The organism is Bacillota bacterium (assembly GCA_009711825.1).
Lineage (GTDB): Bacteria > Bacillota > Proteinivoracia > UBA4975 > VEMY01 > VEMY01.
In genome coordinates, this window is the sequence record VEMY01000050.1 from 45727 (window position 1) to 71019 (window position 25293).

At 50.4% G+C, this 25293-nt stretch carries 33 protein-coding genes; 21 read left to right on the plus strand and 12 right to left on the minus strand.

Annotated features, from left to right (window positions below; translation table 11 throughout):
* Window positions 1–15: 15 nt before the first annotated feature.
* The gene (locus FH749_13565) at window positions 16–1167 is read right to left on the minus strand and encodes an RtcB family protein (GenBank protein ID MTI96479.1); all 1152 of its coding nucleotides are present in this window, start codon (window positions 1165–1167) and stop codon (window positions 16–18) included.
* A 134-nt stretch (window positions 1168–1301) separates the two neighbouring features.
* Here FH749_13565 and FH749_13570 point away from each other — a divergent pair, with 134 nt between their 5' ends.
* Both FH749_13570 and FH749_13575 read left to right on the plus strand, forming a co-directional pair.
* Window positions 1302–2186 carry a GNAT family N-acetyltransferase gene (locus FH749_13570; GenBank protein ID MTI96480.1) on the plus strand — a complete coding sequence of 295 codons (885 nt, stop codon included), beginning with the start codon at window positions 1302–1304 and terminating at the stop codon, window positions 2184–2186.
* Between the two features lie 183 nt (window positions 2187–2369).
* Complete coding sequence (locus FH749_13575; GenBank protein ID MTI96481.1) at window positions 2370–3095, plus strand: hypothetical protein; 726 nt, start codon at window positions 2370–2372, stop codon at window positions 3093–3095.
* A gap of 28 nt (window positions 3096–3123) precedes the next feature.
* Here FH749_13575 and FH749_13580 read toward each other — a convergent pair whose 3' ends face one another.
* The 7 genes from FH749_13580 to FH749_13610 are packed head-to-tail and all read right to left on the minus strand — an operon-like array spanning window position 3124 to window position 7422.
* The gene (locus FH749_13580) at window positions 3124–3885 is read right to left on the minus strand and encodes a hypothetical protein (protein ID MTI96482.1); all 762 of its coding nucleotides are present in this window, start codon (window positions 3883–3885) and stop codon (window positions 3124–3126) included.
* Window positions 3878–4804, minus strand: a complete 927-nt coding sequence (locus FH749_13585; protein ID MTI96483.1) for an ABC transporter ATP-binding protein — start codon at window positions 4802–4804, stop codon at window positions 3878–3880. The genes FH749_13580 and FH749_13585 overlap by 8 nt, the downstream gene beginning before the upstream one ends.
* Window positions 4805–4809: 5 nt before the next feature.
* The gene (locus FH749_13590) at window positions 4810–5019 is read right to left on the minus strand and encodes a negative regulator of sigma-Y activity (GenBank protein ID MTI96484.1); all 210 of its coding nucleotides are present in this window, start codon (window positions 5017–5019) and stop codon (window positions 4810–4812) included.
* 31 nt (window positions 5020–5050) lie between these two features.
* Window positions 5051–5353: a YbjQ family protein gene (locus tag FH749_13595; protein ID MTI96485.1), complete on the minus strand. Its 303-nt coding sequence runs from the start codon at window positions 5351–5353 to the stop codon at window positions 5051–5053.
* 20 nt (window positions 5354–5373) lie between these two features.
* Window positions 5374–6168, minus strand: coding sequence for a hypothetical protein (locus FH749_13600; GenBank protein MTI96486.1), 795 nt, complete (start codon window positions 6166–6168; stop codon window positions 5374–5376).
* A complete protein-coding gene (locus FH749_13605) occupies window positions 6140–7039 on the minus strand; it encodes an ABC transporter ATP-binding protein (GenBank protein ID MTI96487.1) in 900 nt (299 codons plus the stop codon). Before FH749_13605 ends, FH749_13600 begins: the two co-directional genes overlap by 29 nt.
* Window positions 7039–7422 carry a GntR family transcriptional regulator gene (locus FH749_13610; GenBank protein ID MTI96488.1) on the minus strand — a complete coding sequence of 128 codons (384 nt, stop codon included), beginning with the start codon at window positions 7420–7422 and terminating at the stop codon, window positions 7039–7041. Before FH749_13610 ends, FH749_13605 begins: the two co-directional genes overlap by 1 nt.
* 194 nt (window positions 7423–7616) lie before the next feature.
* Here FH749_13610 and FH749_13615 point away from each other — a divergent pair, with 194 nt between their 5' ends.
* Entirely contained in the window at window positions 7617–8342 is a 726-nt protein-coding gene (locus FH749_13615) for a hypothetical protein (GenBank protein MTI96489.1), read from the plus strand.
* 68 nt (window positions 8343–8410) lie between these two features.
* Here the strand turns inward: FH749_13615 and FH749_13620 are convergent, their stop codons facing one another.
* Window positions 8411–8884: a hypothetical protein gene (locus tag FH749_13620; GenBank protein ID MTI96490.1), complete on the minus strand. Its 474-nt coding sequence runs from the start codon at window positions 8882–8884 to the stop codon at window positions 8411–8413.
* A 532-nt stretch (window positions 8885–9416) separates the two neighbouring features.
* On the opposite strand from FH749_13620, the gene FH749_13625 reads away from it, so the two are divergent.
* Window positions 9417–11099, plus strand: a complete 1683-nt coding sequence (locus tag FH749_13625) for a 2-oxoacid:acceptor oxidoreductase subunit alpha (GenBank protein MTI96491.1) — start codon at window positions 9417–9419, stop codon at window positions 11097–11099.
* Window positions 11099–11932 carry a 2-oxoacid ferredoxin oxidoreductase gene (locus tag FH749_13630; protein ID MTI96492.1) on the plus strand — a complete coding sequence of 278 codons (834 nt, stop codon included), beginning with the start codon at window positions 11099–11101 and terminating at the stop codon, window positions 11930–11932. The genes FH749_13625 and FH749_13630 overlap by 1 nt, the downstream gene beginning before the upstream one ends.
* A gap of 188 nt (window positions 11933–12120) precedes the next feature.
* On the opposite strand, the gene FH749_13635 is transcribed toward FH749_13630, so the two are convergent.
* Both FH749_13635 and FH749_13640 read right to left on the minus strand, forming a co-directional pair.
* Window positions 12121–12504, minus strand: a complete 384-nt coding sequence (locus tag FH749_13635) for a hypothetical protein (GenBank protein MTI96493.1) — start codon at window positions 12502–12504, stop codon at window positions 12121–12123.
* A complete protein-coding gene (locus tag FH749_13640; protein ID MTI96494.1) occupies window positions 12434–13003 on the minus strand; it encodes a transposase in 570 nt (189 codons plus the stop codon). The genes FH749_13635 and FH749_13640 overlap by 71 nt, the downstream gene beginning before the upstream one ends.
* Window positions 13004–13160: 157 nt before the next feature.
* Here FH749_13640 and FH749_13645 point away from each other — a divergent pair, with 157 nt between their 5' ends.
* The 5 genes from FH749_13645 to FH749_13665 are packed head-to-tail and all read left to right on the plus strand — an operon-like array spanning window position 13161 to window position 15283.
* The gene (locus FH749_13645; protein MTI96495.1) at window positions 13161–14087 is read left to right on the plus strand and encodes a YegS/Rv2252/BmrU family lipid kinase; all 927 of its coding nucleotides are present in this window, start codon (window positions 13161–13163) and stop codon (window positions 14085–14087) included.
* Between the two features lie 18 nt (window positions 14088–14105).
* Window positions 14106–14426, plus strand: a complete 321-nt coding sequence (locus FH749_13650; GenBank protein ID MTI96496.1) for a hypothetical protein — start codon at window positions 14106–14108, stop codon at window positions 14424–14426.
* Window positions 14427–14429: 3 nt separating this feature from the next.
* Window positions 14430–14663 carry a DUF2085 domain-containing protein gene (locus FH749_13655; protein MTI96497.1) on the plus strand — a complete coding sequence of 78 codons (234 nt, stop codon included), beginning with the start codon at window positions 14430–14432 and terminating at the stop codon, window positions 14661–14663.
* A complete protein-coding gene (locus FH749_13660) occupies window positions 14636–15019 on the plus strand; it encodes a DUF2085 domain-containing protein (GenBank protein MTI96498.1) in 384 nt (127 codons plus the stop codon). The genes FH749_13655 and FH749_13660 overlap by 28 nt, the downstream gene beginning before the upstream one ends.
* Window positions 15020–15049: 30 nt before the next feature.
* Complete coding sequence (locus FH749_13665; protein MTI96499.1) at window positions 15050–15283, plus strand: hypothetical protein; 234 nt, start codon at window positions 15050–15052, stop codon at window positions 15281–15283.
* A 25-nt stretch (window positions 15284–15308) separates the two neighbouring features.
* Here the strand turns inward: FH749_13665 and hflX are convergent, their stop codons facing one another.
* The gene (hflX, locus tag FH749_13670; protein MTI96500.1) at window positions 15309–16541 is read right to left on the minus strand and encodes a GTPase HflX; all 1233 of its coding nucleotides are present in this window, start codon (window positions 16539–16541) and stop codon (window positions 15309–15311) included.
* A 133-nt stretch (window positions 16542–16674) separates the two neighbouring features.
* Between hflX and FH749_13675 the strand changes: the two genes are divergently transcribed.
* The 11 genes from FH749_13675 to FH749_13725 form a co-directional block, all read left to right on the plus strand.
* A complete protein-coding gene (locus FH749_13675) occupies window positions 16675–16866 on the plus strand; it encodes a ferredoxin (GenBank protein ID MTI96501.1) in 192 nt (63 codons plus the stop codon).
* Window positions 16867–16928: 62 nt separating this feature from the next.
* The gene (locus FH749_13680; protein MTI96502.1) at window positions 16929–17783 is read left to right on the plus strand and encodes a DegV family protein; all 855 of its coding nucleotides are present in this window, start codon (window positions 16929–16931) and stop codon (window positions 17781–17783) included.
* 209 nt (window positions 17784–17992) lie between these two features.
* Window positions 17993–18301 carry a PTS fructose transporter subunit IIB gene (locus tag FH749_13685; protein MTI96503.1) on the plus strand — a complete coding sequence of 103 codons (309 nt, stop codon included), beginning with the start codon at window positions 17993–17995 and terminating at the stop codon, window positions 18299–18301.
* A complete protein-coding gene (locus FH749_13690) occupies window positions 18294–19115 on the plus strand; it encodes a hypothetical protein (protein MTI96504.1) in 822 nt (273 codons plus the stop codon). The genes FH749_13685 and FH749_13690 overlap by 8 nt, the downstream gene beginning before the upstream one ends.
* 117 nt (window positions 19116–19232) lie before the next feature.
* A complete protein-coding gene (locus FH749_13695) occupies window positions 19233–21125 on the plus strand; it encodes an aldehyde:ferredoxin oxidoreductase (protein ID MTI96505.1) in 1893 nt (630 codons plus the stop codon).
* Window positions 21112–21360 (plus strand): MoaD/ThiS family protein, encoded by a 249-nt coding sequence (locus FH749_13700; GenBank protein ID MTI96506.1) that lies wholly within the window; start codon window positions 21112–21114, stop codon window positions 21358–21360. Before FH749_13695 ends, FH749_13700 begins: the two co-directional genes overlap by 14 nt.
* Window positions 21361–21606: a hypothetical protein gene (locus tag FH749_13705; protein MTI96507.1), complete on the plus strand. Its 246-nt coding sequence runs from the start codon at window positions 21361–21363 to the stop codon at window positions 21604–21606.
* 20 nt (window positions 21607–21626) lie between these two features.
* Window positions 21627–22460, plus strand: coding sequence for an alpha/beta hydrolase (locus FH749_13710; GenBank protein MTI96508.1), 834 nt, complete (start codon window positions 21627–21629; stop codon window positions 22458–22460).
* Between the two features lie 88 nt (window positions 22461–22548).
* Window positions 22549–24078, plus strand: a complete 1530-nt coding sequence (locus FH749_13715) for a hypothetical protein (protein MTI96509.1) — start codon at window positions 22549–22551, stop codon at window positions 24076–24078.
* On the plus strand, window positions 24068–24835 hold the full coding sequence (locus FH749_13720) for a hypothetical protein (protein MTI96510.1): 768 nt from the start codon (window positions 24068–24070) through the stop codon (window positions 24833–24835). The genes FH749_13715 and FH749_13720 overlap by 11 nt, the downstream gene beginning before the upstream one ends.
* Window positions 24836–24947: 112 nt before the next feature.
* The coding region (locus tag FH749_13725) for a transposase (GenBank protein MTI96511.1) at window positions 24948–25293 on the plus strand (346 nt) is incomplete at its 3' end.

Below are 25293 nucleotides of genomic sequence, written 5' to 3' on the forward strand. Positions count from 1 at the left end.
TTTGTCCTCCTTATTCTAGCCCTTTAGTACGCCCAGGGGTGCCAGGCGCACCAGGGGTTTTACCAGTTCCTTTTGATATAGCATAACTTCCTCAATATCTTTGTAGGCCTCCCGAGCTTCCTCCACCAGAGTTCCCTTGTCTGGGGTGATGAGCACAATATTGCGGGCTTTGAGGTCCGTGAGCACCTGTTTGCGGTTTAATACTTTTTTCGCCTCTCTGCGCCCCAGGACTCGGCCAGCACCATGGGAACAGGATCTAAAACTCAGGGGATTTTCCAGGCCATGACCGATGAAAGAAGCGCTGCCCATGGAACCGGGAATTGCCACTTTTCCCTGGGCACGTACCGCTCCCTTGCGGTGGACGATCAGCTCTTTTCCCATGTGGGTTTCCAAAGCGGCGTAATTATGAACTGTTTCAATTTGCTCCCTGATTTCAAAATCGAAGGTATCTGCCAGTATATTAAGGCAGTGTTCGGCCATCAGGCGCCGGTTTTCAGTGGCAAAGCGGGTGCAGAACTCCATTGCCCGGAAATATTCCCGGCCCGATGGCGAATCCAGCTCCAACCAGGCGAGACCTGGGGGGTGGGATATGCCCTTCTTTTTCAAGTTTGTTTGCGCCAGACGGTGGTAATGGTTTGCCACCTGTTTCCCGAGATTGCGGGACCCGCTGTGGAGCATCAACCAAACATAATCATCTTCGTCCCGCTGCAGTTCGATGAAATGATTTCCTCCACCCAAAGTTCCCAGTTGCCGTCGGGCGTTAGTTTGTTCTCGCTTGAGAACAGGGCTGTCCGGCAGGTTCTGCCAGATTGGGCTGGTCAGCGGCTTCTCTCGCTTGCGAAACCCAACGGGAATCGCATCCAGAAAAGTGGTGAGAATGTTTTTCACTTTTCCTTTTATTAGCTTGGAAACCAAAGTGGTGGCAATGGCCAAAACGCCGCAGCCAATATCTACACCGACTGCGTTGGGAATTATGTAGCCGTCCAGAGCGGCGACGCCGCCAATGGGCATGCCAAACCCTAGGTGCACATCGGGCATGATAGCAATTTTTTCATAGAGACCAGGTACTTTGGCCAGCTCATCAATTTGGTTCCTGGCAGCAGGTGCAATTTTCTCCAGGGGCAGCCATGCCCGAACATTATGCCCGGACTCATAGTATGTCACCAAATACCACCTCCCTTTTCAGGATTATATCATAGTTCTCAGAATAACAATTTCGCCGTCGGGGGAGGGTATTTCCTTTCGAACGGGAAGTTAAAAGAAGAGTAAGGAGCCGGTGACATCATCTGCGAGGTGAGACTATGGAAATAAGACAGGCAACTGCCAGGGATATTCCAGCATTAGCTCGATTTATGGCTAAGCTGAATCATAATCCTGCCCACCATGTTGGTTACTGCGGAGCGGACTGGCGGGAAGTCAGGGGGGATATTGGAGAGTTCGGCCTGCCCGTGGACAAATCCTTTGTTGTTTTGGAGGCTCAGGGCCAGATTCGGGGAGTCCTTGGATTTGACCCCGATGCTGAGCGGGCGTGGATCTGGGGACCATTCATCACTGTGCAGCCTTGGCTGCCCGCTGCACAAGCGCTGTGGGCGGCAATGCTTCCGTTGTTGCCCCGCTCAATAACCCGATTGGACTTCTTTTATGACCTGGCCAATAGCAACGCCCTCACGTTGATGAATTGCTTTGGGGCAAAAGAAACCAGCCGAGAAGTTATCCTGAGAGCGACCCGGAGCAGCATTTCTCGGTCGCCTGTTGTTGGGTCAGTGGGCGACCTGCCGTTGCAGTTGGAAGCGAGATTTATTCAGCTGCACGATAGCCTGTTTCCCGGGACGTACTACTCTGGGCAGGAAATTCTTTGCCGGCGAAATCACTTGCGCCGGCTGCTGACATGTACTGACGGGGCAGAGTTAAACGGTTACATTTATCTAGAGGCTGAACCAGAAAGCGGTGGGGGGAGTTTAGAGTATATTGGCGTAAAGCCATCTGCACGTGGACGGGGCATAGGCCTAGCTTTGTTGACCTCTGGGCTGGACTGGCTGTTTTCTTTTGCTTCCATCGATAAGCTGCGTCTATGTGTAAACGTAGAAAACCAGGCGGCTATCCGTCTCTACCAGAGGGCAGGATTTGCCGTGGACCGGAATCTATTTGCCTTCCGTTTGTTCAGAACTGGTCCGAGGACAGGATAGCAGTGATTATATTCACATAGTTCAGAACATCTGAATACTTTTAAAGCAGCTAGTGCCGTAAATCTGGTTGATTATAATATGTGAACGTGTTCACTTTAACTATTTACGGTTTTATATAAATAAAGGAATCTTGGCCCCATGCGGCGTATGTATATATTAAAGCGGCATGGGGAGGAATGCTTTGTGGTCACCCAATGTATTGCCGAGTTGCAACCGCTTACCCGTAATGATGACAGCGAATGGAAACGTGCGCTGGCGGATTTTGGTTATGAACGCCAGCCTGTGACAATGGTTTACCCGGCCGCCGGGTTTGATTGGCGGGTGCCGGTGGCTCTTGCTCGTCTGCGTCAACGGGTGCCAAACTTGCCTGAACCGGAGCTGAGCATTTATATTGATTACAGCGCGGATTTGCTAGATCGTCTTGAACATGCCCATATCACCGGCGATCGTCAATTCTGGGGACCCGGCGTACAGCTAGTGAAAGTTGTAAAACTCAGCCCGCCTGGGGATTGGGTCTGGAAATTGCGCGCCCGGGGTCAGCACAATCCGGAGGGCGGATCGATAGTGTCCGACTACTGGTATCTGTTACAGGTCTCGATTAACCGGCGTCTGTTTCCAATTCTATATGTTCCCGCCGATGGTGTCGCATTTGTCCAGCACGTGTTGGCGCCACTGACAGTGCGCCCCGATTATCTGGTCACCGTCACCGATGGATGTCGCCAGGGCGGCGGCTGGTGTTGTTTGAGCGACAGCAATGGCCCTTTGTTTGCAGCGCTGGAAGCCACCGAGCTTCTGCCCCATTACTGGTTGACGGACCATGGCGACTTGCCTTATAAATTCCACAGTCTTGGCAGAATGAACACCGGTCTATATGGAAATGGCCAGAGCAAGCTGTTGGCTATAAATTAAAAATCAGCCCTGCGGGGCTGATTTTAGTTTAAAGTTCCTGACGGGAAAAGATAAGTATTGCCGCCAGCAATAAAATCACTGCTGTTCCAAGGGAAACGGCCACTGAACTCCAGACCAAAGACGTTTCAGCGGTTCCGGTTAGGACCGCACTCTGGTATCTCAGCAGCGCTGCCGGTGAGTAGCGGGCGAATACTGTGTGTGATGAAGGCAATATAGACAGCACCATGAGTCCGCCAATGGCGAGGCCGCCAGCGGCGATCATTGACTTTGCGATGGCGCTGCAGAACACCGTCAAAGCGACAATAACTGTGGCGTAAACACCAAATAGTCCGATTGCGCTGAGCGCGGGCAGAAATTCAGTGCCTTCAAAAAGGATTATCGTGTAGTAATAGCTGGCGATAAAGGCCAAGGCAGTGGCTGAAAGCACCAATAACAGATTGGCGAAGAATTTAGCCAGAATATATGCCGGCCGGGTCAGTGGTTTGGTGAGAACCAATAAGCTTACACCGTGGGCCTTTTCATCGGCCACTGTCCCCATCATGGTAATAATTACAGCCAGAAGGCCAATTTGATTAAGATTGCTAAACAGTTGTTCCATCGAGTCAATCCAGGTCATTTCCGGTAACTGAATTAACATGTCTTCCAGCATGCTCTCCATCATCTCAGGCAGCAAAACAGTAATCAGGGGACTGGCAAATCCAAAGAGCAGAAATATCACCGGAACGGCATAGATTTTATAGGTCCGGAAAATTTCCCGGACTTCTTTACGAAAGAATACCAGACTAGTCATTGCCGTTCACCAACTTTAGAAAAATGTCTTCCAGGGTCAACTCCGCCGGCTCAAAACGGCGTAAAGGTAATTGTAGCTGATCGATTAAACCAGGAATTTCCCTGCGGGCTGCGGCAATATCATAGATAGTGACCCGGATTTTGTTGTCTGTTTCTTCAACCCGTTCGCTCCAGGGCTTCGCTGCCAATGCTGCGATTAACGGTTCGGGGGCAGCGTCAATCTCAATGGTGACCGCCGACTGCATATGCTGCTCGCGCAGGGTTGCCATGGCTTGCTCTGTTATCAGACGTCCTGACTTCAAAATTGCAACCCGGTCGCATATACGCTCTACATCCGAGAGGATATGAGTGGAGAAGAAGACGGTGGTTTTCTCGGAGAGAAGTTTGATTGACTCCAGCATCTCCCGGCGCCCGATGGGGTCAAGGGCGGAGGTGGGCTCATCGAGGAACAAAAGCTCGGGATTGTTGATTAGAGCCTGGGCCAGGCCTAGGCGTTGTTTCATGCCCCGGGAATAACCGCCGATGCGGGTCTTGACGCCCCTGAGGGCCGTTGCTTCCAGCAATTCCTCAACTCGTTTGTTCAGTTCAGGGCCCGGAATTCCGAACAGCTGGCCAGAGAGACGCAAAAACTCATCGCCTCGCATCCAATTATAGAAGTTCGGTACATCAGGCAGAAACCCGACCTTTTGCAGCCAGGCTGCATCAGTGGCAGTTGTTACCTTTTGTCCTAACACCCAGGCCTCGCCCGCAGAAATGCGGGCGAGACCGAGGAGCATGCGGATGGTAGTTGTCTTGCCCGCGCCATTGGGGCCAAGGAAACCGAATATCGAACCCCGGGGCACATGTAAATTAAGTTTATCAACTGCAATGGTGTCCCCGAACCGGCGGCTGAGATTTTCTGTTTTTATTACATAGTCCATACTTTTTAATCCCTTCGACCCAAGACCAGGTAGATAATCGGGCCTAGCCCTGCAGTAACAAACAGGATTACCAGCGCCCAGATAATTTTGCTTCCTCCCATTACCCGTTCCCGTTTCACCAGGTCAGTCAAGGCGATAATCATCAGGATCAGTTGTAAGAGGACTAATGGAATCAGCAAAAGCAGATGTTCCTTTAATACTTCGATAGCTTCCATGCCCTGTACTCCTTATGGGGGAATAAATTCCCTAAATTTTTACCGCTGTACCGTAGACAACAATTTCAGCAATTCCCTGTCCTACTGAGGATGATGTGTAGCGGACACCGATGATGGCATTGGCGCCCAGCTTTTCAGCTTCGGCAATCATTTCATCCAAAGCGTTTTGACGGGCATCGCCAATCATCTTGGAATACTCAGTAACCTCACCGCCAAAAATGCGCCGCAGGCCGGCGACAATGTCTTTGCCCAGATGGACAGCCTTCACTTTAGAACCTTGGACCATACCGAGAACCTCATAATCAGTGCGCAGATCGGAAGTAGCTAACAACATTTAAAACGCCTCCTTAAAATTTAGTATTCTTTTTTGGCGAATTGATGAATCGCCAGACCGAATAACAACAATGTTACCGTAATCATGCCGACTATTGCCAGCCAGGGATAGGCGCCGCCACCGACGAACCAGGATATTCCCCTCATCTGCCAGAAAAACGATGCCTGGCTGGTAGCTCTGAACATGCCCAATACAGAATAGAGGGCCAGGAGTGCGGCGCTAATTGCCCCCGCCTTAATTGCATCGGCGCTGTGCACAGAAATCCACGTTGCAAACGCCTGGACAATGAAGAGCCCGATATTGGTAAGAAAAGTGGCCGCTAGTAAAGATTGCCAATGGACGGAACCCAGCGCCATGCCAGTGCCAATCACAAACAGGGTGCTTACCCAGACTGCTAAACTGAGAATGATTGCCCCGGCAGCAGACTTATGAATCAAGATTGAAGCCCTGGAAACGGGACGGCTGATCAGAAATTCGATGCTGCCTCGGTTCACTTCGCTGGCCACAGCCTGGGCGCCAATGATAATTGCCAGCAGGGTCCCGATTTGCAATAGGTTTTTCGGGTGCCACTGACTCCAAAGGTAGTTGGTGAGACTGTCCATGGCAAAGCGCATTTCCCCCTCCATCAGGTCACGAAACTCCTGGCCCATGAGGTCCAGCATGCCAAAGAGGTCATCAGTCCACAGCCAGGTGAGGGCCGCGATAATCCCCATCAGGGAAAGGACAATTATTCCCACCCATAACAGCCAACGCAGTTCCCGAAATTCCTTGCGCAACAAAGCGATGTTAAACAAGTTTTCCACCTCCCGGCTCAGCGTACTCGAGGAAAATAGTTTCTAGATCTTGTTCCACTACCTCCAGGAGGAAATGGGGGACCTTACCTAGAGCGGAGTATATTTCATCAAAATTGTCTTCGATGGTGATCAGAAAACCACTGCCCTGGCGTTCGACATTTTTTATCCCGGGCCGGGTCAGCAAGTCCTCGGGGGGACTACCCTGGAAAACAATGCGGATTTTCCGTTCATTAAACTTCATATCGTCCAGTTGGCGGACAGCCTGCAATTTGCCATGGGTGATGATTCCGACCCAATCAGCTACACGCTCCAGGTCTGAAAGTATGTGGGAAGAAAAGAGGACAGTAGTTTCTCTTTCCGCCACTTCTTTGGTCAGGACCTGAAGAAATTGGCGGCGCCATACAGGGTCCAGATTGCTGGTCGGCTCATCAAGTATCAGCAATTCCGGTCGACAGCAAAGTGCGAGGGTAAGTGCGACTTGAGTGCACATCCCCTTGGACAACTCCTTGATCTTGCTGGCCCGGGGCAGGTCAAATTGGTTCAGTAGTCGGTTGGCTACATCCCAGTCCCAATTCTTATAAAGCCCAGCGTTAAAACGCATCAATTCTTGCACCTGCATATAGGGATAGAGCGCAGCCTTTTCGGCCACATAGCCCACCCGTTGTCGAAGCTCAACTCCCTGCTTCCAACTGTCCAGACCCAGGACAGAAACAGTGCCCATAGTTGGCTTCAGTGTCCCCATCAGCAAGCGAATAGTCGTTGTTTTGCCGGCGCCATTGGGGCCTACCAGTCCGAAAATAGAGCCCTTGGAGACCTGTAGGTTAATATCCTTTAGGACTCGGGTAGGGCCAAAGTTTTTGTTTAAGTCGCGGGTTTCAATAACGTATTCCATCAATCCACCTCCTCAATTTTCCACCTTAGGAGTGCCTGTTCTAAGAGTTGTCGCAGAGTGCGTGCGTCAATCTTCTGGTGGTAGGCCTCAACCATAAATTCATCCAGCTTGCGTTCTAGGGTATCTAGATTTGTTTTGTGTTGTGGCTTTTCTGCCACATAAGTTCCGGCGCCTTGACGGCGCTGAATTAGGCCCTCGGCTTCCAAAATGCTATAGGCCCTGGCCACTGTATTGGGGTTAATCGCCAACTCGCCTGCCAGTTCCCGAACTGAAGGCAGTTGTTGGCCTGGTTGAAGCATTCCGCTGGCGACAGCGCTCTTGACCTGATCCACCAGTTGTTGATATATTGGCAGGGCAGCACGGGGATTCACAAAAAAACGCAGATAACTTCACCTCCCGGCAGTGTATCACTGTCTTAATACACTATGATTGTATCTGGCCTGCACCTGGATGTCAAAACGAAGGCGAAACTTGTAACATAAATATTATATAACTGCCACGAATTAACAGGGGTGGGGACAAATCGGATATGATATCGTTATAGACAAACGCTAAAAGTTATAGAGGTGGGAACATAATGAAGTTTGTTAGCATAATAATTGTGCTTTTACTTACAGTAAATTTACTTGGCGGCTGTATGAGCGCACCAGAAGAAACAAGGCCGGACGCTTCGGTCGCTGATATTGGCAATGAGCCCAATGGTAATGAACTGCCTGCAGCGGAACTGGTTTTCCGACCTAAAGCCAGGCCACAGCTCCCAGAATACCCCGATGTGACCCGGAAACCGGATGCAGAAACCTCCGACAACGGCTTAGGGCCGAAAAACCCTCCGCCTAGCGATTCAGCTCCAGCCCCCGACGCGCCGCCAGAGAATCCGGAGCCCGCTCCTAATCCGGAAGAACCAAAAGAAGAAACTGGAGGATTAAGTCAGCAGGAAAAACAGATGCTGGAATTAGTCAACGCGGAACGGGCAAAGGTAGGAGTTGCGCCGTTGAAACTGAACATGGAAGTGACAGAAGTGGCGCGGGTAAAGAGTAAAGACATGTTGGAGAACAACTATTTTGAGCATCAATCACCGGTGTACGGTTCTCCATTTGAAATGCTAAGCACCTTTGGAATAAACTTTAGCACTGCCGGTGAAAACATTGCCCTCTACCACGATGTTACAGCTGCTCACCAGGGATTGATGAACTCCCCTGGGCACCGGGAAAATATTTTACGAGAAGAATTCTCCCAGCTGGGTATCGGGATCATCAAAGCAGCAGATGGGAGACTTTATATAACCCAGCTCTTTATTGGCTAAGTAAACGCAGACAGGCTGGCACCGCCAGCCTGTCTTTTCGTGTTAATAAAAAACGTCCCGAAGAACGTTTATAATACAAGATTTTGTGGAGGATGTGAGCTGACAGTGTCCAGACGCTCAGAAACAGCCTCCTGGAGGTCGATGCCCAGTAATTGGGATAGCGACCGGCAAACCTGAATCATTTTATAGAGGAGAATGATATCACTGCGGCCACCGACAATTCCTGCCGTTAATTGGTGTAACTTATAGAGATGGTCCCAGATATCCCCGAATAACTTATCCACATGAAAGTCTTCCCACTCTTGGCTGCCCCAAATATCTCCCCAATCCGGAAACTGGCTAGGGAAGCTAACAATCTGAATTACGATGTCTGCTAACTTGGGGGCACACTGGCAATCGGGAACATTGTCACAGGCATTGGCAATACCTGAAATGCTGCTGTGGAGCATTACAATCCGCTGGTGAAACTCCGCTGTCTGCTGATGGTCCCCCAGGTTATCCCGGAGTTCGGCTAGTTGTTGCTGAAGCTGAGACAACCGCATAAGTAAACCTCCTGGCCGTGCCTGCATGAGCGGGCGTTGTTAGGTCTATTATATCCTTCACAGGGGTATGCTGTAAATGCCTAAGAGGGGTGATTTTGCATTTTACGCACTTTTTATGGTGGTTTGCCCCAGTTATTGCATTGTTTTTGGTAGTGAGTTGAGTTGACCTTCCAACTTAAGCCACAATAAAGGGGACGGTCAGCCGTCCCCACACGCGGTATCAAAACTATTTGTTGGTTTTTTTGCGAATCGGAACCTGTCCCTGGCCGGCGTTCCTTACCTTATAGATATCCCTCTGTTCTTTATCCCGGGGCTCGCCATGGCTGAGACCTAGTTCTTCAGCAATTTCCTCATAATCCCGGTTGCGTCCAAGGGCATCTTTGTATTTCTTTTTAGGCACTTTTTCACCTCCTGCTCATAGTATCACCGGAACCCAAGCGTAAAATTGTTCCGTCGTGCAGGAAATAACCGCCAGGCAGCGAAGTATACTACAAAGAGAGTAATAATAATCATTACCGATGGGAGTGATAAAATGGAGTATAACGTACGTCTATGTGGTGCCGCGGGGCAGGGCCTGCAATCGGTGGGAAAGGTGCTGATCTCCGCACTGTCAAAAACAGGTTGGCATATCTATGCCCACCAGGATTATGAATCACGGATACGCGGCGGAGCGAATTTTTTTCAAATTAGGATTAGTGATAGACCACTGACTACCTTTTCTCCTCAGGTTGACTTGCTTGTGGCGCTGAGTAGCGAATCCTACCAGATCTTTGCTGATGACCTTCATCCGCAAAGCATATGTTTTCATCCTGGCCCGGAGAAACTGAACCGGGACTTCACAGAGCATATCTTTAATCCGGAAACTGTCGCCCAAGAAAGCGGTGGCAACAAACGAATGGCCAGCGCCGTCGTGGCTGGTTTGGTCTGGGCCACTGTCAGCGAAGACCATGAACCGGTGTTGGCTGAGCTGGCAGAGTTTTTTGGCGCTCGCGACCAGGAGATTGGAGAGGGCAATCGCAAAGCAGGGGCGGCTGGCGTGGAATTGGCCCGACAGCTTGGTATTAAAGCACTTGCTGGTGGACCACGTCCCGAGGCTGGCCGAATGGTGCTGCGGGGCAATGATGCTGTTGCGTTGGGCGCACTGGCTGCCGGAGTAAAATATGTTGCAGCTTACCCCATGACCCCTTCCACAAGTATCACTGAACTCATTGCGGCGGAAGGAAAAAAGTTGGGCGTCAGCGTGGAGCAGGCAGAGGATGAGATTGCAGCCATAAATATGGCGATTGGCGCCGGCTATACCGGTGTCCGTGCCATGACCACCACCTCCGGCGGTGGCTTCTGCTTGATGACCGAGGCAATTGGCTTGGCCGGAAGCGCGGAAATTCCAGTGGTTGTTGTCAATGGCCAGCGTCCCGGGCCCAGTACAGGGCTACCCACGCGCACCGAACAGGGTGATTTGTTGTTTGCAGTGCATTCTGGCCATGGGGATTTTCCTGTTGCAGTTTTGGCCCCGGGCAGCATCGAAGAGGCGTTTTATATTATGGGCGATGCATTTAACTTTGCGGAGCAATACCAGATACCGGTGATTGTGCTGACTGATCAGTATCTTGCCGATAGCTTCCAGACGCTCTCGGAACTTGCCCCGGACCGGATTAAAATTGACAGAGGCAAATTGGCAGAGCCCAGTGAGAACTATAAGCGCTATCAGTTGACCAGTGATGGCATCTCCCCTCGTCTATTTCCCGGAGCCGAACCGGCTGTAGTTGTCTCGGCCGGAGATGAACATAACGAAGAGGGGCACCTGATTGAGGATGCCGAAACCCGGATTGCAATGATGGAAAAACGCATGAATAAATTAAAGCAGATCTCAGTTCTGCAGCCGGTAACATGTGGAGAAACAAAGCAGCCGACGCTCAGCCTAATTACTTGGGGCTCGACTTGGGGCATTGTTCAGGAAGCCGTGCAGGACTTGGTTAGTTCTGGAGTTTCTGTCCAGGGAATTCACCTGCCACAGTTGGCTCCGTTGCCGGCTGAAGCATTACAGGCCATTCTTTCTGCTGGGCCAGTATATACGGTGGAAAGCAACTTCAGTGGTCAACTGGCAACTTTGCTGAAAGGGCACGGCTTTACAATATCCGGAACGTGCAGCCGTTATGACGGCCGTCCACTGGAAGTGAGACAGATAATTGAGTATGTCAGGGAGGTGCAAGGTTGATGAGGGATATCAAAGAATATGCCGGTGGCACACCTGCTTGGTGCCCCGGTTGTGGTGACTTCGCGATCCTTGATGCTGTGAAGCAGGCGTTGGCAGAAATGGATATTTCCCCCTCCCGGGCAGTAGTAGTCTCCGGAATTGGTCAGGCGGGCAAATTACCCCACTATATGCGGGTGAACACCTTGAATACCCTCCATGGTCGGACCTTGCCAACAGCAACGGCTGTTACGCAGGTCAATCCGCAATTGACAGTGTTTGCTGTGGGCGGTGACGGAGATGGCTATGGCGAAGGCGGAAATCATTTTCTCCACGCCCTGAGGCGAAACCCTGATATGACTTACATCGTCTGCGACAACCGGGTGTTTGGCCTTACCAAGGGGCAGGCATCGCCGACCTCCGATGTCGGGACCCTGGGTGGGTTGACCCCCCAAGGAACTGTGTATCCAGCATTGAATCCGCTGGCGCTGGCAATAATGCTGGAGGCTGGTTCGGTGGCCCGTGGTTTTTCCGGCGCCAAGGAGCATCTGGTGAACCTAATAAAAGACGCGGTCAGGACACCGGGGTTCTCGCTAATAGATGTGCTGCAGCCATGTGTGTCTTTCAATAAAGTGAATACCTGGCAGTGGTATCGTGAGCGGGTTTATGAGCTCGAGGCCGACTATAATCCCACTGATCAGCAACAGGCGCTTGCGCTTGCGCGCCAGTGGGATGAGCAGATACCGATTGGTGTGCTTTATCGTTCCGGCCGCGAAAGCAGTATAGCGCCCGAAAACCTTGTTTCGGCAGAGCTGCGTCCGAACCTGGAACCGCTGCTGGACAGATATCGCGTATAAAGAATCTCCCCGTCAGGGGAGTTCTTTATTGGATTGCCAACAGATGGCAAGGGTGTTATACTGAGCAACGTAGTGGCCGGCAGGATTTTTGTTTTTAGAGGCGAAAACATACACTGTTGTTACATATATATAAATAACTCAACTTTCCCACTACAGAAGTGGTGATGAACCTTGAAAAATGAATATAATCACGCAACCAGCTGCAAACGTTCTTTGAGAAAAAGCGGCAGTGCGCCGATGAACTGGTCAATGAGCGCCTGAGCTTGATCTTCTGTCAAGACTGTAGAGTTTCTGAGCATGTCAATCATGGTATCGATCAGAAGTTTCACAGCTTTAGCATATTCGATATCTTTGATTTCATCACAAAGGCGAAAGAATATTTCACCCCACGTTTTCTCATCATGCTCAAGCCTTACAGATTCAGCAATCATCATGTAACGCAAGAAGACAATACTTGTGCTAGCAATTTGTGCTTCATAGGAGCGGCCCTGTGATTCTTTACTAAGTGCCAGATATGACTTGCACATTTTGAAGAAAACTTCGATATCCCAACGTTTTCCATAAATACGCACCGCTTCTTCGCTGCTGATTTTTGTCAGTCCAGCCGATCGTTAACATTCTGTAGCCTTTCTGAAATTTATGACTTGTATGATCAAAGACACGACTAAGTAGTTCAATCTTTTTACTACGATTTTTGCTATAAAGCGAGTCATCGATTACCAGTGCCGTCGCGCGGTTATCGTCAGTCAGCGTGTTGAAAAACGCGACCATTTTAGCTGCTACAGATAATAGAAATTTCTCCCAGTGGAATGTCTGTTGGTTGAGAAAACGATAGACTGTATTTTTGGCAAAAGGTAATGAATCGTCGGTCTGCAGTGTTCGCCACAAATTCTTATGGTTAAAAACCAGACTAAACAATGTTTTGAGTAAAAGCATGCAGCTAATGCCACTGGTTTTGTAAAAACCACATCTTTTAAGTAAACTAGAACTAATGTAGCGTTTGAAGAAAAGATTAATCTGTGTGTTTAAAACCTGTTCATTGTAAGCTGAATCTGATATAATCTTAGACATGAAAAACCTCCGAAGCGACTGGTATGACTGTGTTTGAGATGATTCAATTATACCATAACTGAGGTGGTTTTCCTTTGTTTTGACCACTATATGCGTGATTCTATATATTCATTTTTCAAGGTTCATATTGCTTTTCCCTAGTGGGAAAGTTGAGTAAATAATTGTTAGCGAGGGAGGGTGCCGGTTGCGTAGATTGCATGTTGTCTACAATCCTAAATCCCAGCGGGGCAAGTTTGCCGGCCAGATGGACAAATTGATTGGCACTGCCCAAAAGCATGGTTTTCAGGTAAGTTTTTATAGATTGGGCGGGGTCCGCCGCGATGCGGAGAACATGCTTGCCGGTCTCGATGACCAATCAGTGGTTATTGCCGCCGGCGGTGACGGGACTTTGCAAATGGTGGCAAGCGCATTTGTCAAGCATGACCTTGATCTGCCCATTGGCTTGCTGCCCTATGGCACTTCCAATGATTTTGGCGATTTTCTGGGTCTTGATACGGATATAAACAACCTTTTCTCCCACCTGGAGTCCGGAATGATTCAGCCAATTGACCTTGGTTTTGCCGGCGACTCCTGCTTTGTCAATGTCTTTAGTGCCGGACAATTGACCCGCACTTCCCATGAGGTGGAAAGACGTTATAAAAATCAGTTAGGAATGCTCGCCTACTATTTGCACGGGGTGGGGAATCTGCCCCGGATTACACCGTTCAGGTTGCGTGTTCGTGGCCAATTAAATCTCGAGTTGAATTGCCTCTTATTCTTGGCCACCAATGGCGGCAGTGCCGGTGGCTTCCGCAATCTCGCCCCCCGGGCCCGCCTTGATGACGGTTTGCTGGAAATTATTATTGTTCGAGAGTGTTCCTGGGCGGAGATGGCCGGCGTCTTCTGGGGCGTGCTGCGGGGTGAACATCAAAATAACCCCAGCGTTGTCTATACTCAGGCCAGTAGTTTGGAGATAATTGGCCCCGATGATATAGCTACAGATGTTGATGGTGAATGGGGACCGGCTCTGCCGACAACGCTTAGGGTGCTCCCGGCGCGATTGCGTTTGATTGGACCAACCACCGGCCAAGTTAATCTTGACTAAAGTAGAGGAAGGGGTGGGATGAGGTGGATCAGGAGTTTAATCAAGGGTCTGGCCACTCCGAGTGCGACCGAGTGCGATGATAATGTTGGAGGCGGTGCCAGTCCCCTCAGCGGCGGTTTGCGAGTTTTGCTTTTCGTCCTCAGCTTTTTCGTGCCAATTGTCGGGGTGTTGGTGGGGATTATTCTCATAAATAACCCGCTGCCGGAAAACCGTAGGTTCGGCAAGTGGCTGCTAATCTACTCATTGGTTATTTTCGTCCTACTGTGCATATGCGGAATCTTGGCGTTTGCCGGTCTCTTCTGGGGGCAAATTCCCCAAGAATTGCTGGCGAGTATCTGATCAATGCGTCAACTGATAGTTTATTTAGGAAGGGCCGTCTGTCATCAGTTCTCTGACCGCAGCCTGACTGTTGGGGAGCAGCTGCCTGTCTGTGCCCGGTGCGCAGGAATTTTCGTCGGTGTATTAATCAGTCACCTTTGCTTAGTTCTTTTCCCCGATAAACGCCGGACTTTGCCTTTGCTGTCGGTCAGTATCTTGCTGGCATTGCTATGCTTCCCCTGGCCTGGGATGGGTTGACCTCCTATCTGGGATTGCGGGAGTCCACCAATCTGCTGCGTTTAGTTACCGGTATGTTAATGGATTGCGTTCTGCCCCTGTTTTGTTTGCCCCTGGTTAACGATGATCCGCGGCCGGTTCCGGGGCAGAGTTTGAACTGGCTGGATTTATCTGGACTTGTGGCGGCGGGCCTGGTGGTTGGAGGCGGTGTTTATCTTGCGAAACCTGCAAGTTGGTGGTTGTGGGCCCTGGTGATTGCTGCTGGCCATTTCCTATTTTGGCATCCTCCGGCTGATTTTTGCCAGACTAGGCCGGGATTGGCTGTGGGCTTTGACAGCATATGGGCTGTTTATCCTAGTTATGAATCTGGCGCGTAATATCGTCGGTGCATAGGAGGTTAATTATGAGTGATTATGATCCCAGGCCGTTTGGATGACGGTGTTGCGTTTTTACTCTATATCCTTAGCTTATTTGTGTTTTTGGTCGGGATTATCGGAGGGATTATACTGCTTACCAATCCCCTGGAGCGAAACCGGGAGATTGGCAGAAATATGATGATTATTGCATTGGTCGGGCCGTTGCTGATAGCATTGGTTTGCTGTTTGGGCAACGCTGCCATCCTGCCCTTCCGATTGAGATAGCAAAAAGCGGGCCGTGTGGGCCCGTTTAAATTTCATATACGCTTAAGCTTTCAGCCAGTTCCCGAGGCAAGCGCGCTTCAATTATTACGTGCTCCCGGCTAAATTCTATAGGTGTTATTTGCCCGGGCTGGCTGCGGCTGATCTTGCGGTATATTTCCAGCGGTAGGCGGGCGCGCAGAAAAATCCGCGGATTCATCCTGGCGATAATTGCCTCTTTAAGCGCAGGAATATTTTTGCCTGTGCTGGCGGAAATGGGGATATGGGGAGGGGCTTCCCGAAACAGGGATGCCAACTCACCAAGATTGTCTACTAAATCGATTTTGTTGGCGGCAATGATCTGGTCCTTATCCTGACACTCCAACTGGGTAAGGACGGCGTTAACCTCTGCCAAGCGTAGATGCGCTTCCGGCTCGGCGACATCGACAACATGCACCAAGAGGTCAGCATGCACGGCCACTTCCAGGGTGGCTTTGAAAGCTGCTATCAAGTGATGGGGCAGGCCGCTGATGAAGCCAACGGTGTCGCTGATAACCAAAGGGCCCTGGTCCGTTTCCAAACGGCGGGAAAGGGGATCAAGGGTGGCAAAGAGAGCGTCGGCGGCATATGTGTCAGCAGCTGTTATAGAATTGAGCAAAGTTGATTTACCGCTGTTGGTATAACCGACAAGGGCGACCTGAAACACACCTGCCCGCTGGCGACGCTGCCGAATCAAGCTGCGATGCTTTTCCAGCGCCTTGATTTCCCGTTTTAACACATTTATTCGATGGCGGATATGGCGCCGGTCCGTTTCCAACTTGGTCTCGCCCGGTCCGCGGGTGCCAATGCCGCCGGCCAGTCTGGATAAATCCCGCCTCTGGCCCACTAACTTGGGAAGCTGATATTGGAGTTGGGCCAGTTCCACCTGCAGTTTACCCTCTTTGGTGTTGGCCCGGCGAGCAAATATGTCGAGGATAAGTTCGCTGCGGTCAATGACTTTTGCCGACAATTTTTTTTCTAGATTATTAACCTGGGACGGCGATAGTTCACAATCAAAAATAACTGTGCTAACTTGATTCTCTTCAAGATAAATACCGATTTCGTTTACCTTGCCTGGGCCGAGATAATAGCGTCGGTCCGGCCGGTCCCGATGTTGGATGAAGTCTTCAATAATCTCAACTTCAGCGGTCTTTGCCAGAGCGGTTAGTTCTTTAAGACTGATATGCTCCTTGATACTGCCACCGTCCTGCCAAAGGGCGACGGCAACTGCTTTTTCATTCATTACTACACCTCCTGCATCATGTATAGTTTATCATATTCCCCTTTTTATTTACCAAAAAATGATATAAAATAGGGTTGTCGTATAAACTTTGGACCGCTGGCTATATTAAAATCTGAGAAAAGGAGGGTTTGGTATGAAAATGTATGTTGACCAAGATTTGTGTATTAGCTGTGGCGTGTGTATCGGTATCTGTCCTGATGTCTTCGAATGGAATGATGACGAAAAAGCGGAAGTTGTTGTAGAAGAAATCAGCGAAGATTTGCAAGAAGAGGCCAGAGAAGCCCAGGAGGCCTGTCCTACTGAAGCGATTCTGGACAAAGAATAACATCCCCGCCTGCCGGCGGGTTGTTTCCTAATAATAATTATTAAGTGCAAGGAGTTGTGAAAATGTCCAAGCTAGTTATTGTTGTGGACAGTGCCTGTGATCTGCCTGCAGAATTGTGCGAAGAGTTGAGCTTGCAGATTGTGCCCCTTTATGTCAATTGGAGCGGAAAGACATTTAAGGACCGTGTGGAATTGGATACCGACAGTTTTTATCCGCGACTGCTTTCAGAATCAGAGTTGCCTCAGACATCCCAGCCTACCCCCGGTGACTTTGTCAGTGTGTTTGAGGAGTTGTTGGACCAGGGTAAGGACATTCTCTGTCTGACCATCTCATCGCAGCTTTCCGGCACTTACCAGAGTGCAGTTGCTGCCAAGCAACAATTGGAAGGTCAGGGAACGATTGAGGTCATTGACACTTTGGCTGCTTCGGTTGGACAAGGACTGTTGGCCGTCGAGGCCGCCAGCCTCGCCAGTGAGGGTAAAGAGCTGCCTGAGATAGTAGAAGCGGTTACAGAAAAGCGGGACCGACTGCGGTCGATTTTTACTATTGATACGCTGGAAAACCTTGTCCGGGGTGGACGACTTAGTAAGTTGCAAGGCGGCTTGGGTACGCTTTTGGATATTAAACCCGTTTTGCATTTGGAAGCAGGGAAAATTATGCCCTTGACCAAAGTTCGCTCGCGAAAGCGTGCGCTGGCGCTGCTGGACACCGAGTTGGAAAAGCAGGGCGTGAATCTGCAGGGTCAAGTAATGGGTGTCAGCCATGTCCGGGAACCGGAGTTGGCAAAACAAAAAGCCGATTTGCTCCGGGAGAAATACGGGGCTAAGGATGTAATTATTGGTGAAATCGGTTCTGTTATCGGGACCCATACCGGCCAAGGTTGTGTTGCGATTTTCTTCTATGGTGAAAAGCGCTAAGAATGGTTTGCCTGCACGGATGTGCAGGTTTTTTTGTTCCCGGCTGCCGTTGCTTAACTAAGTTAACTAAATAACGGTAAGCGATTAACAAGGGAAGGTGTTCGCTGTGAGCCCCCGGGTTTGCAGGAAAGGTATATGTTTTCGGCCAATATACTTGTATAATATTGCCTATAGAGGTTTTGGTCATAAATTTTTGAGGGGTGAGGGGATTGAAAATTGTGGCGGTTACAGCGTGCATCGTGGGAATTGCCCATGGTTATTTGGCGGCGACAGCGCTGAAAAAAGCGGCAGCGGCCAGAGGTATTAAGATCAAGGTTGAGACCCAGGGGGGGCTGGGCGTAATCAACCAGCTTTCTGCCGAAGATGTGGAGAATGCTGACATTGTTATTTTGGCTGTTGACACTGAGATTTCCGGACCGGAAAGATTTGAAGGGAAAAAGGTGATTACTGTCAAGGTCTCGGAGACAATTAAGGACGCGGATTCGGTTCTGGAAATGGCGCTGAGCAAAGTTGGCTAACTCCAAACGTATTTCCGCTGGAAAAGCGACCAGGGAATACCTGGTATACTGGTTTTCGGGCACAGGAAATAGCTGGTTGCTTGCCCGCACTGCAACCGCCGTCTTGCGGCAACAGGGGGCGACGGTCAGATTGATTGACATGTCTGTGGGAGGTGTTGTGCAGGGTTCCGCCGACCAGGTGCTGGTGTTTTGCTATCCTGTTTACGGTTGGGGGATGCCACGCTTGGTGGCACGTTTTATAAATAGCTTGCCTGTATCTAACCAGCGGGCAGTGCTTATAGCCACCATGGGCGGTGAACACCCTGGAGTCGCGCTCGCCCACGCTCGCAAAATACTTTCCGTCAAGGGGTGCACAGTTATCGGTGCCCGGGCGTTTACACTACCGAATAATTACCCCATGGGCCGCGTACCCAAGGATTCGGAGCGTTTGCTGGCCGCTGCTGTGGGGGACGTCCGGGAATTTGCCAACAGGGTAAATAAGGAAAAGTTGCTCGCACCTGAGGTTTCTTTACCTGCTTATGTGTTCAGTCGTTTGGCAAATATGGGTTTTTGGGCTACTCTGGGGCTCAGCGCCCGCGGGTTTCGGGTAACTGATAAGTGCAACGGCTGTGAGTATTGTCGGCGTGTTTGTCCGGCGGCCAATATAGTAATTGAAGGCAAGCTCCCTGTTTGGGGCAGAAAATGTGAACAGTGCCTGCGTTGTGTTCAACTTTGCCCTAGGGCGGCGGTAGAGTTCATGGGTCTAAGGGAAGGCGGACGTCCCCGGTACCGCGAACCATCGCTGAATCCTAATGATTTTATCATTAGGCCCTGATATCGCTCCCTGCGTCAACAGCGGGGAGATTTTATTATTTAGGGCGGTATTTAAGCGCTTGCGCGTATGATATAATTGATTAAAGAAATATCTGGCATCAATTTTGGAGGTGAGCAGATGAGTTTGCCACGTTATTTATTGTTGGACTTGACTCGAAAGACTTCCGAGTCCTACCCGGTTTCAGAAATGTTTTATCGCACTTATTTGGGCGGAAAGGCATTGGCAGCCCGGATTTTGCTGGCAGAAACCAAGCCCGGTCTTGATCCGTTGGCGCCGGAAATGCCGCTAATTGTTAACACCGGGCCCCTCACCGGCACGGGCGCCCCTGCTTCAGGGCGGTTTAATGTCACCACCAAGAATGTTTTGACCGGCGGCATTGCCAGCTCCAATTGCGGCGGGAATTTTGGTTTTAAACTGCGGAAGGCGGGCTGGGACGGCATAATTATCCGCGGTCGGGCGGAACAACCGGTGTATATTGAGATCAGCGAGGCCGGCGTTAAATTTCATGATGCCCGTGAACTTTGGGGCAAGGATACCGAGCAAACCCAGGCAATGCTGCCCCGGCAGGCGGGAAAACTGGTCATCGGCCCGGCGGGAGAAAATTTGGTTCACTACGCCAGTATTGTGTCCCAGGAACGGGTTGCCGGGCGCTGTGGTGTAGGTGCTGTGATGGGCGCTAAGAATCTTAAGGCGGTTATCGCCCATGGAACAGCGGATATTCCAATGTCAGAACCGGAGAAGTTCCGGAAGTTTAATCGCCGCTGGTTGGAACGTATTCGGGCCAATAAATTGACCGGCGAAGCACTGCCCCGCTATGGCACCATGGGATTTATCAGCAAAGGAAGCACTGTGGGGCTGTTGCCGGTGCGCAATTTTTCAGATTCCTCATTTAAAGGTGCCGAAAATATTTCTGGCGAGCGCTATGCAGAAACACTCCTTACCCGTAATTTCGGGTGCATTGCCTGTCCGATACGCTGTGGCCGTCGGCAAATGATTGGAGACCGGGAAGTTAAGGGTCCGGAGTACGAAACTGTTGGCCTATTGGGGGCCAATTTGGATAATGATAACCTTGAACTTATTGGTCGTTGGAACTATACGGCCGATTTGATGGGGCTCGATACAATCTCCCTTGGTGGGACATTGGGTTTTGCCATGGAACTGCAGGCCAGGGGACTGGCTGACCTCTGCGTGGAGTTTGGCAAAACTGACAATATCAATGCATTGATCGAGGATATCGCACATCGACGTGGACCCGGTGAGGAGTTGGCCAATGGCAGCCGCTGGCTGGCGGAAAAATATGGGGGCGCTGAATTTGCTCCCCACGTGAAAGGAATGGAATTGCCTGCATATGACCCCCGTCGTTCGGTGGGGCTGGGGCTTGGTTACGCCACTTCCAACCGTGGTGCATGTCATCTAAACGGTGGTTATATGGTGTTTTTGGAAGCCCTAGGGCCTGTGAATGTAAATCCTCAAACTGCTAAGGGAAAAGCGGCGCTGACGGTGTTAATGCAGAATATGATGGAAGCAATTTCATTATCCGGCGTCTGTCTGTTTACATCCATGGCGTTGTTTCCCAACAGCCTCCACCGTATGCGCCCCAGTGGCGCCCTTGCCCGGATGATGGGTAAAACCCTGGAGCGAAGCGCAATTATGCTGGGACCTGTTAATCGCAAGCCCAGTCTGATGAAGATAAACACCAGCCTGGTTCCCTATCCCAAGGCGCTTCAGTATGTAACCGGAATCAAGATGAACTTGGGCGCTTTTCTCCGGGCCGGTGAAGCGGGCTATAATCTGGAGCGCGTGTTTAACCTGCGGGAAGGGCTGAAGGTTGACGATGATATGTTAAATGAGCGCTTTTTGAGTACACCCCAGATCCCGGAGCGGGAAGAAACTATTGTGCCCTTGGCGGATATGTTGCCGGCTTATTACAGGAACCGGGGGTGGGATGAAGCCGGCGCGCCCACTGCCGCCAAGCTGAGCCAGCTGGGGATTTCCGATGGCGATTATTGAGTATTATGGCGAACTGCGTAGCTACACCGGGTGTACACGGGAAGGGGCGGATGTAAGTAGTCTACGCTCTGTATTTCGTTATATCCGGGAGCACTATGGGCGTGACGCCGAGGCCTTGGCCCGGAAATGCGCTGTGATAGTGGACGGGGTAAATTACAATTTTTGTGCCCGGCAGCAACGGGTGCTGCACCAAGATACGGTTTTAGCCCTGTTTCCGCCGGTTGCTGGTGGTTAAATGGGGGAGATAGTTGTTGAAAGTGGTATTCCCCGCGCTAGGTTGATTGCTTACTTTGCAGAAGCGGCTTCAAACAGAGAAGAGAATTGTTTTCGGGGAGATGGGTGGCAGGTCCAAGTTGATGCTGAACAGGTCGTCTATATGGGAGCACTCGCTATAACCAGAACAAAGCTGCGCATTTCGGGCGCAAATAGCGGTCGTATTCTCGCTGACTACCGGCTGCGATTTCTCTCTGCCGGTGGCTAAATTGAGGGGAGGATGAATACGTGAATATGCGACAGGGACGTTTGTTGGGGGTGGACGGTCTCAATCTCTCCTGGTATAGCTGGCTGCCGGAGCGGCAGGCGAAAGCGGTGGTGCTGATAATTCATGGCTATGGCGAACACGCTCGCCGTTACGGTAATGTAATCAACAAGTTGGTGCCCGCTGGTTATTCTGTGTATGCCTTTGATCTCCGTGGCCATGGTGAGAGTGAGGGTGTGCGCGGACATGTGGATTTATTTTCCCATTATGTTGAGGACACGGCAAGGTTTATGGACGAGATTGTTAGACCTGGTACTCCAGATATACCTGTCTTCTGTCTCGGGCACTCTATGGGCAGTATTATCAACATGAATTATGTATCTAAGTACGGTAGTCACTTACGCGGGTATGTCCTCTCAGGGACAGGATTTGCTTCGCCATTGAACAAACCGGGGTTGGACTTCTTTGCGGCGCTTCTCAGCAAACTGACGCCCGCAAGCACAATAAAATTTCCCCTTCCTCCGGAATTTATCAGCAGAGATTCTGAAGTGGTAGAAGCATACCGACAGGATCCGCTTGTCTTTGATCGTCTTAGTTTCCGCCTGGCGGCAGAAATGAAGCGAGCCCTTACTCAGGGAACTGCGGCGATATCAACTCTGACGCTGCCAGTATTGCTTCAATGCGGCAGCGCTGATCAATCTTTCACCGGTCAGCGGGCTCTGTTTGAGAATCTGCAGGCAGAGGATAAGACGCTACACCTCTATCAGGGGTTGAAGCATGAAGTATATAATGAATTGGAAGCAGATCGCGCTCGGGTGTTGGCGGATCTTTTGGCCTGGCTGGATGCGCGGATTTAGGGGCTTTGCCCCTTTTTTGTTTGCCTGAGCAGGAAAACCTGTTGTAATGGTGGAATTGTTTTAGGTACTAATAGCAGGAGGCCGTGCAATGAAAAAACTTATAATTTTACTACTAGTTATGGCATTTGTCCTGTTGATACCTTCCGGAGCACGGGCTCTGTCTGATGCAGAGCAAGAATGGGGCGAACTCCAGGTGGTACTGGATTTTGCCCGGGGGCATGAATTAATACTGTTTTTGCCTGCCGCCCTGGAGTCGCAACCGTTTGTTGAAACAACTTTGGAACTGGCGGGGCCGCAAGCGGCATTGGGCGATACCAACACTGTCGGCGATGTCCAGGTAATCAGCGTTCAGGCGCCTAGGCTGATAGACTCCTTGGGAAGGGACAAAACGTATACCGCCGATTTGTCCAGGCTCAACCTGTTGGCAGACCAGCATGGCCTGGATTTCTCAGGTTTTTTTGTGATGCGACGTACGTTTGGAGTGTTTGCTTATAATTTGTCCGCGGCTGATGTTGACGGCAATCCTCTGGCTGTCAAAGGAGTTGAGGATACAGAAGTATGGTGGGAAATTCCTCACGGAAATCCATCTGTGTTGGTCGCCAGCATGAGTTTGAACCTAAGGTGGGCATGGCCGGTGTTTTTGCCCGGTTATCTGATTATGGCTTGGGCTGTTGCGTTGTTGTTTGTGCACCGTAAGTTCAGCATCCGGTATCGGCGCCTCTTAATCGCTGTCAATGTCCTGATCAGTTTGCTGGCAGCCCATTCTATGGTTGTCGTGGGCTGGCCGTATGTTTTCGATTATCTTTTTGCCCGGACTGGAATTGGTGAAAACTGGGTGGTTGTTATTGCTATATTCCTTGGTTTTAATTTGTTTGTTTACAGTTCCTGGTTGGATTATCGTGTTGCCACCAGCGATGGTGTCGACAATTTACTATCATTGTTTTTCGGTGCGCTGGTTCTGCTGGTGTTCTCTTTGGGTATGCTTGGCTGGCCGCTTGTCGCCGGGGTATCATTGTGGCTGGCTCTCGGCTTGTATATGGCGGCCTCGGTGATTTTGCCCGTGTTCCTGGCGCCTGTAGGATACCGATTGCTTGGGGGCAGGGATTTACATAATCCTCAGGTTATCGCCAAGATTAATTTTTGGGGTTCCCAGCTCGGAGTTGATATCGGTGCTAAACTTATTGTCTCCCTGGGAAACGGCAGGCTGGCGGCGGCATTTTGGCGGCCGTTTAAAGCACCGGCGCTGGTGGTTAATGATTTCTTCGTCAACAGTATGACAGCTGAAGAACAAGATTTTGCCTTGGCGCAGCGGCTGGCTTGGATTAAAACCGGGTATGGTCTACACGTCAAGGGGTTGATTGTAAGCAGCTGCCTGATTGTACTTGGGATAGCGTTGCCCTATTTTATTCCGGTCAGCACTGCCTATAGTGCACTATCCGGGATGATTGGGGCGGCATTGCTTTGGCTTTTTGTCTATGCGCCCCAGCTGCGACGGCAAGAGGCAGCGGCTGCGGGAATGGCCCGGAAATTAACAGGGATTGTCAAAGTTTCCGGTGCGCTGGCATCGGGATTAGAGGTTGAGCAGCTCGGTGAAGGGGAGGGAAATAATGGATTATAGATGTATCGTCTCTGATGATATGGATATCGGCGGTGTGCTGCGGATAGCCAGTCGCCTTTTCGTTCATCGGTTAGTGCCGATTGCCACAGTCCTTTTGTTGGTGGCGGTTGCAGAGTCAATTTGGTTTTACGGACAATCAGCTTGGATTCCGGGGGTTCCTGGTGAAGATTTGTGGGCCACACTCCTGGATGCCATCGTGCCCCTTGTCCTTTCCGGCTTGATGTTCCTTTCGCTGATGGTTATTATTGCAAAGACCATTGACAACAGTTATACAGACTGGTTCGCTGTCTGGGGCGTGGTCTGGGCACGATTGCCTGCGTACATCGGGACTTCACTGATGTTGACTGTGTTTATTTTTGGCCTCTCGTTACTGTTGATTGTGCCGGCGATTATCTTTGGCGTGTTTTGGTTATTTTGTCTACATGCGGTGGCTTTGCGCAAACGGGATTTCCTTGCCGCCTTGTCATATAGCAAGGAAATAGTCAGCGGCCGCTGGTGGTTGATGCTGGGATACATCGTTTTGACAATGATTTCTGCGGCCGTAATTATTTGGCTCGGTGCTGCCCTTTCATTTATTCCGACGCTATTACTCAGCATGTTTGCATTTATGCAGCCGCTCCTCGGGTTAATCTACGTTTTTGCGATTTACTTGCTGATGAGTTTCATCGCCGTAGTCTGGACAGTACTGTTTTTGAATCTGGATATTCGGAAGGGTCCGGCGGCGAAGATTGGCGAAACCCGAGCGATTCTGGAATAGTCCGGCAAAAAACCATAGAATAAGGGGCTGTCGCACTAGCGGCCTCTGAAAAAAACACAAAAGACGGCGACTGGTAGTATCCAGAAGCCGTCTTTTGGTGTAAAATATAGTTATGGCAAACAATATCTTACAACCAAAGTATACATCAACCGGGAGTGTATATCAACTGGTAATACCCATGGATATCGGTGAACTAATCCCGGAGGACGATTCAGTGAGGCTACTCAGCGCAGTGCTTGAAAGGATTGATTATGGTAAATTACACGCTGCGTACTCCCGGCTAGGGAGAATCGAGAGATCGCCAGAAAGTCTATTTAAAATACTGGTATATGGATACATGAACGGCATTTATTCAAGCCGTGAGCTAGAGCGAGCCTGCCGCCGAGATGTTAACTTCATGTATCTCTTTGGCCGAGCGTCGGCACCCGATCACGCCACCATCGCTCGTTTTCGCAGTG

What these genes read in the sequence shown, in the direction of transcription:
- FH749_13625 (MTI96491.1), top strand. Translation starts at nt 9,417, where the DNA reads ATGGAGTATAACGTACGTCTATGTGGTGCCGCGGGGCAGGGCCTGCAA.
- FH749_13655 (MTI96497.1), top strand. Translation starts at nt 14,430, where the DNA reads ATGCGTCAACTGATAGTTTATTTAGGAAGGGCCGTCTGTCATCAGTTC.
- FH749_13620 (MTI96490.1), bottom strand. Translation starts at nt 8,884, where the DNA reads ATGCGGTTGTCTCAGCTTCAGCAACAACTAGCCGAACTCCGGGATAAC.
- FH749_13585 (MTI96483.1), bottom strand. Translation starts at nt 4,804, where the DNA reads ATGGACTATGTAATAAAAACAGAAAATCTCAGCCGCCGGTTCGGGGAC.
- FH749_13705 (MTI96507.1), top strand. Translation starts at nt 21,361, where the DNA reads ATGGGGGAGATAGTTGTTGAAAGTGGTATTCCCCGCGCTAGGTTGATT.
- FH749_13650 (MTI96496.1), top strand. Translation starts at nt 14,106, where the DNA reads ATGAGGTGGATCAGGAGTTTAATCAAGGGTCTGGCCACTCCGAGTGCG.
- FH749_13640 (MTI96494.1), bottom strand. Translation starts at nt 13,003, where the DNA reads ATGTCTAAGATTATATCAGATTCAGCTTACAATGAACAGGTTTTAAAC.
- FH749_13630 (MTI96492.1), top strand. Translation starts at nt 11,099, where the DNA reads ATGAGGGATATCAAAGAATATGCCGGTGGCACACCTGCTTGGTGCCCC.
- FH749_13700 (MTI96506.1), top strand. Translation starts at nt 21,112, where the DNA reads ATGGCGATTATTGAGTATTATGGCGAACTGCGTAGCTACACCGGGTGT.
- FH749_13615 (MTI96489.1), top strand. Translation starts at nt 7,617, where the DNA reads ATGAAGTTTGTTAGCATAATAATTGTGCTTTTACTTACAGTAAATTTA.
- FH749_13570 (MTI96480.1), top strand. Translation starts at nt 1,302, where the DNA reads ATGGAAATAAGACAGGCAACTGCCAGGGATATTCCAGCATTAGCTCGA.
- FH749_13680 (MTI96502.1), top strand. Translation starts at nt 16,929, where the DNA reads ATGTCCAAGCTAGTTATTGTTGTGGACAGTGCCTGTGATCTGCCTGCA.
- FH749_13580 (MTI96482.1), bottom strand. Translation starts at nt 3,885, where the DNA reads ATGACTAGTCTGGTATTCTTTCGTAAAGAAGTCCGGGAAATTTTCCGG.
- FH749_13715 (MTI96509.1), top strand. Translation starts at nt 22,549, where the DNA reads ATGAAAAAACTTATAATTTTACTACTAGTTATGGCATTTGTCCTGTTG.
- FH749_13605 (MTI96487.1), bottom strand. Translation starts at nt 7,039, where the DNA reads ATGGAATACGTTATTGAAACCCGCGACTTAAACAAAAACTTTGGCCCT.
- hflX (MTI96500.1), bottom strand. Translation starts at nt 16,541, where the DNA reads ATGAATGAAAAAGCAGTTGCCGTCGCCCTTTGGCAGGACGGTGGCAGT.
- FH749_13595 (MTI96485.1), bottom strand. Translation starts at nt 5,353, where the DNA reads ATGTTGTTAGCTACTTCCGATCTGCGCACTGATTATGAGGTTCTCGGT.
- FH749_13675 (MTI96501.1), top strand. Translation starts at nt 16,675, where the DNA reads ATGAAAATGTATGTTGACCAAGATTTGTGTATTAGCTGTGGCGTGTGT.
- FH749_13695 (MTI96505.1), top strand. Translation starts at nt 19,233, where the DNA reads ATGAGTTTGCCACGTTATTTATTGTTGGACTTGACTCGAAAGACTTCC.
- FH749_13590 (MTI96484.1), bottom strand. Translation starts at nt 5,019, where the DNA reads ATGGAAGCTATCGAAGTATTAAAGGAACATCTGCTTTTGCTGATTCCA.
- FH749_13720 (MTI96510.1), top strand. Translation starts at nt 24,068, where the DNA reads ATGGATTATAGATGTATCGTCTCTGATGATATGGATATCGGCGGTGTG.
- FH749_13660 (MTI96498.1), top strand. Translation starts at nt 14,636, where the DNA reads ATGCTTCCCCTGGCCTGGGATGGGTTGACCTCCTATCTGGGATTGCGG.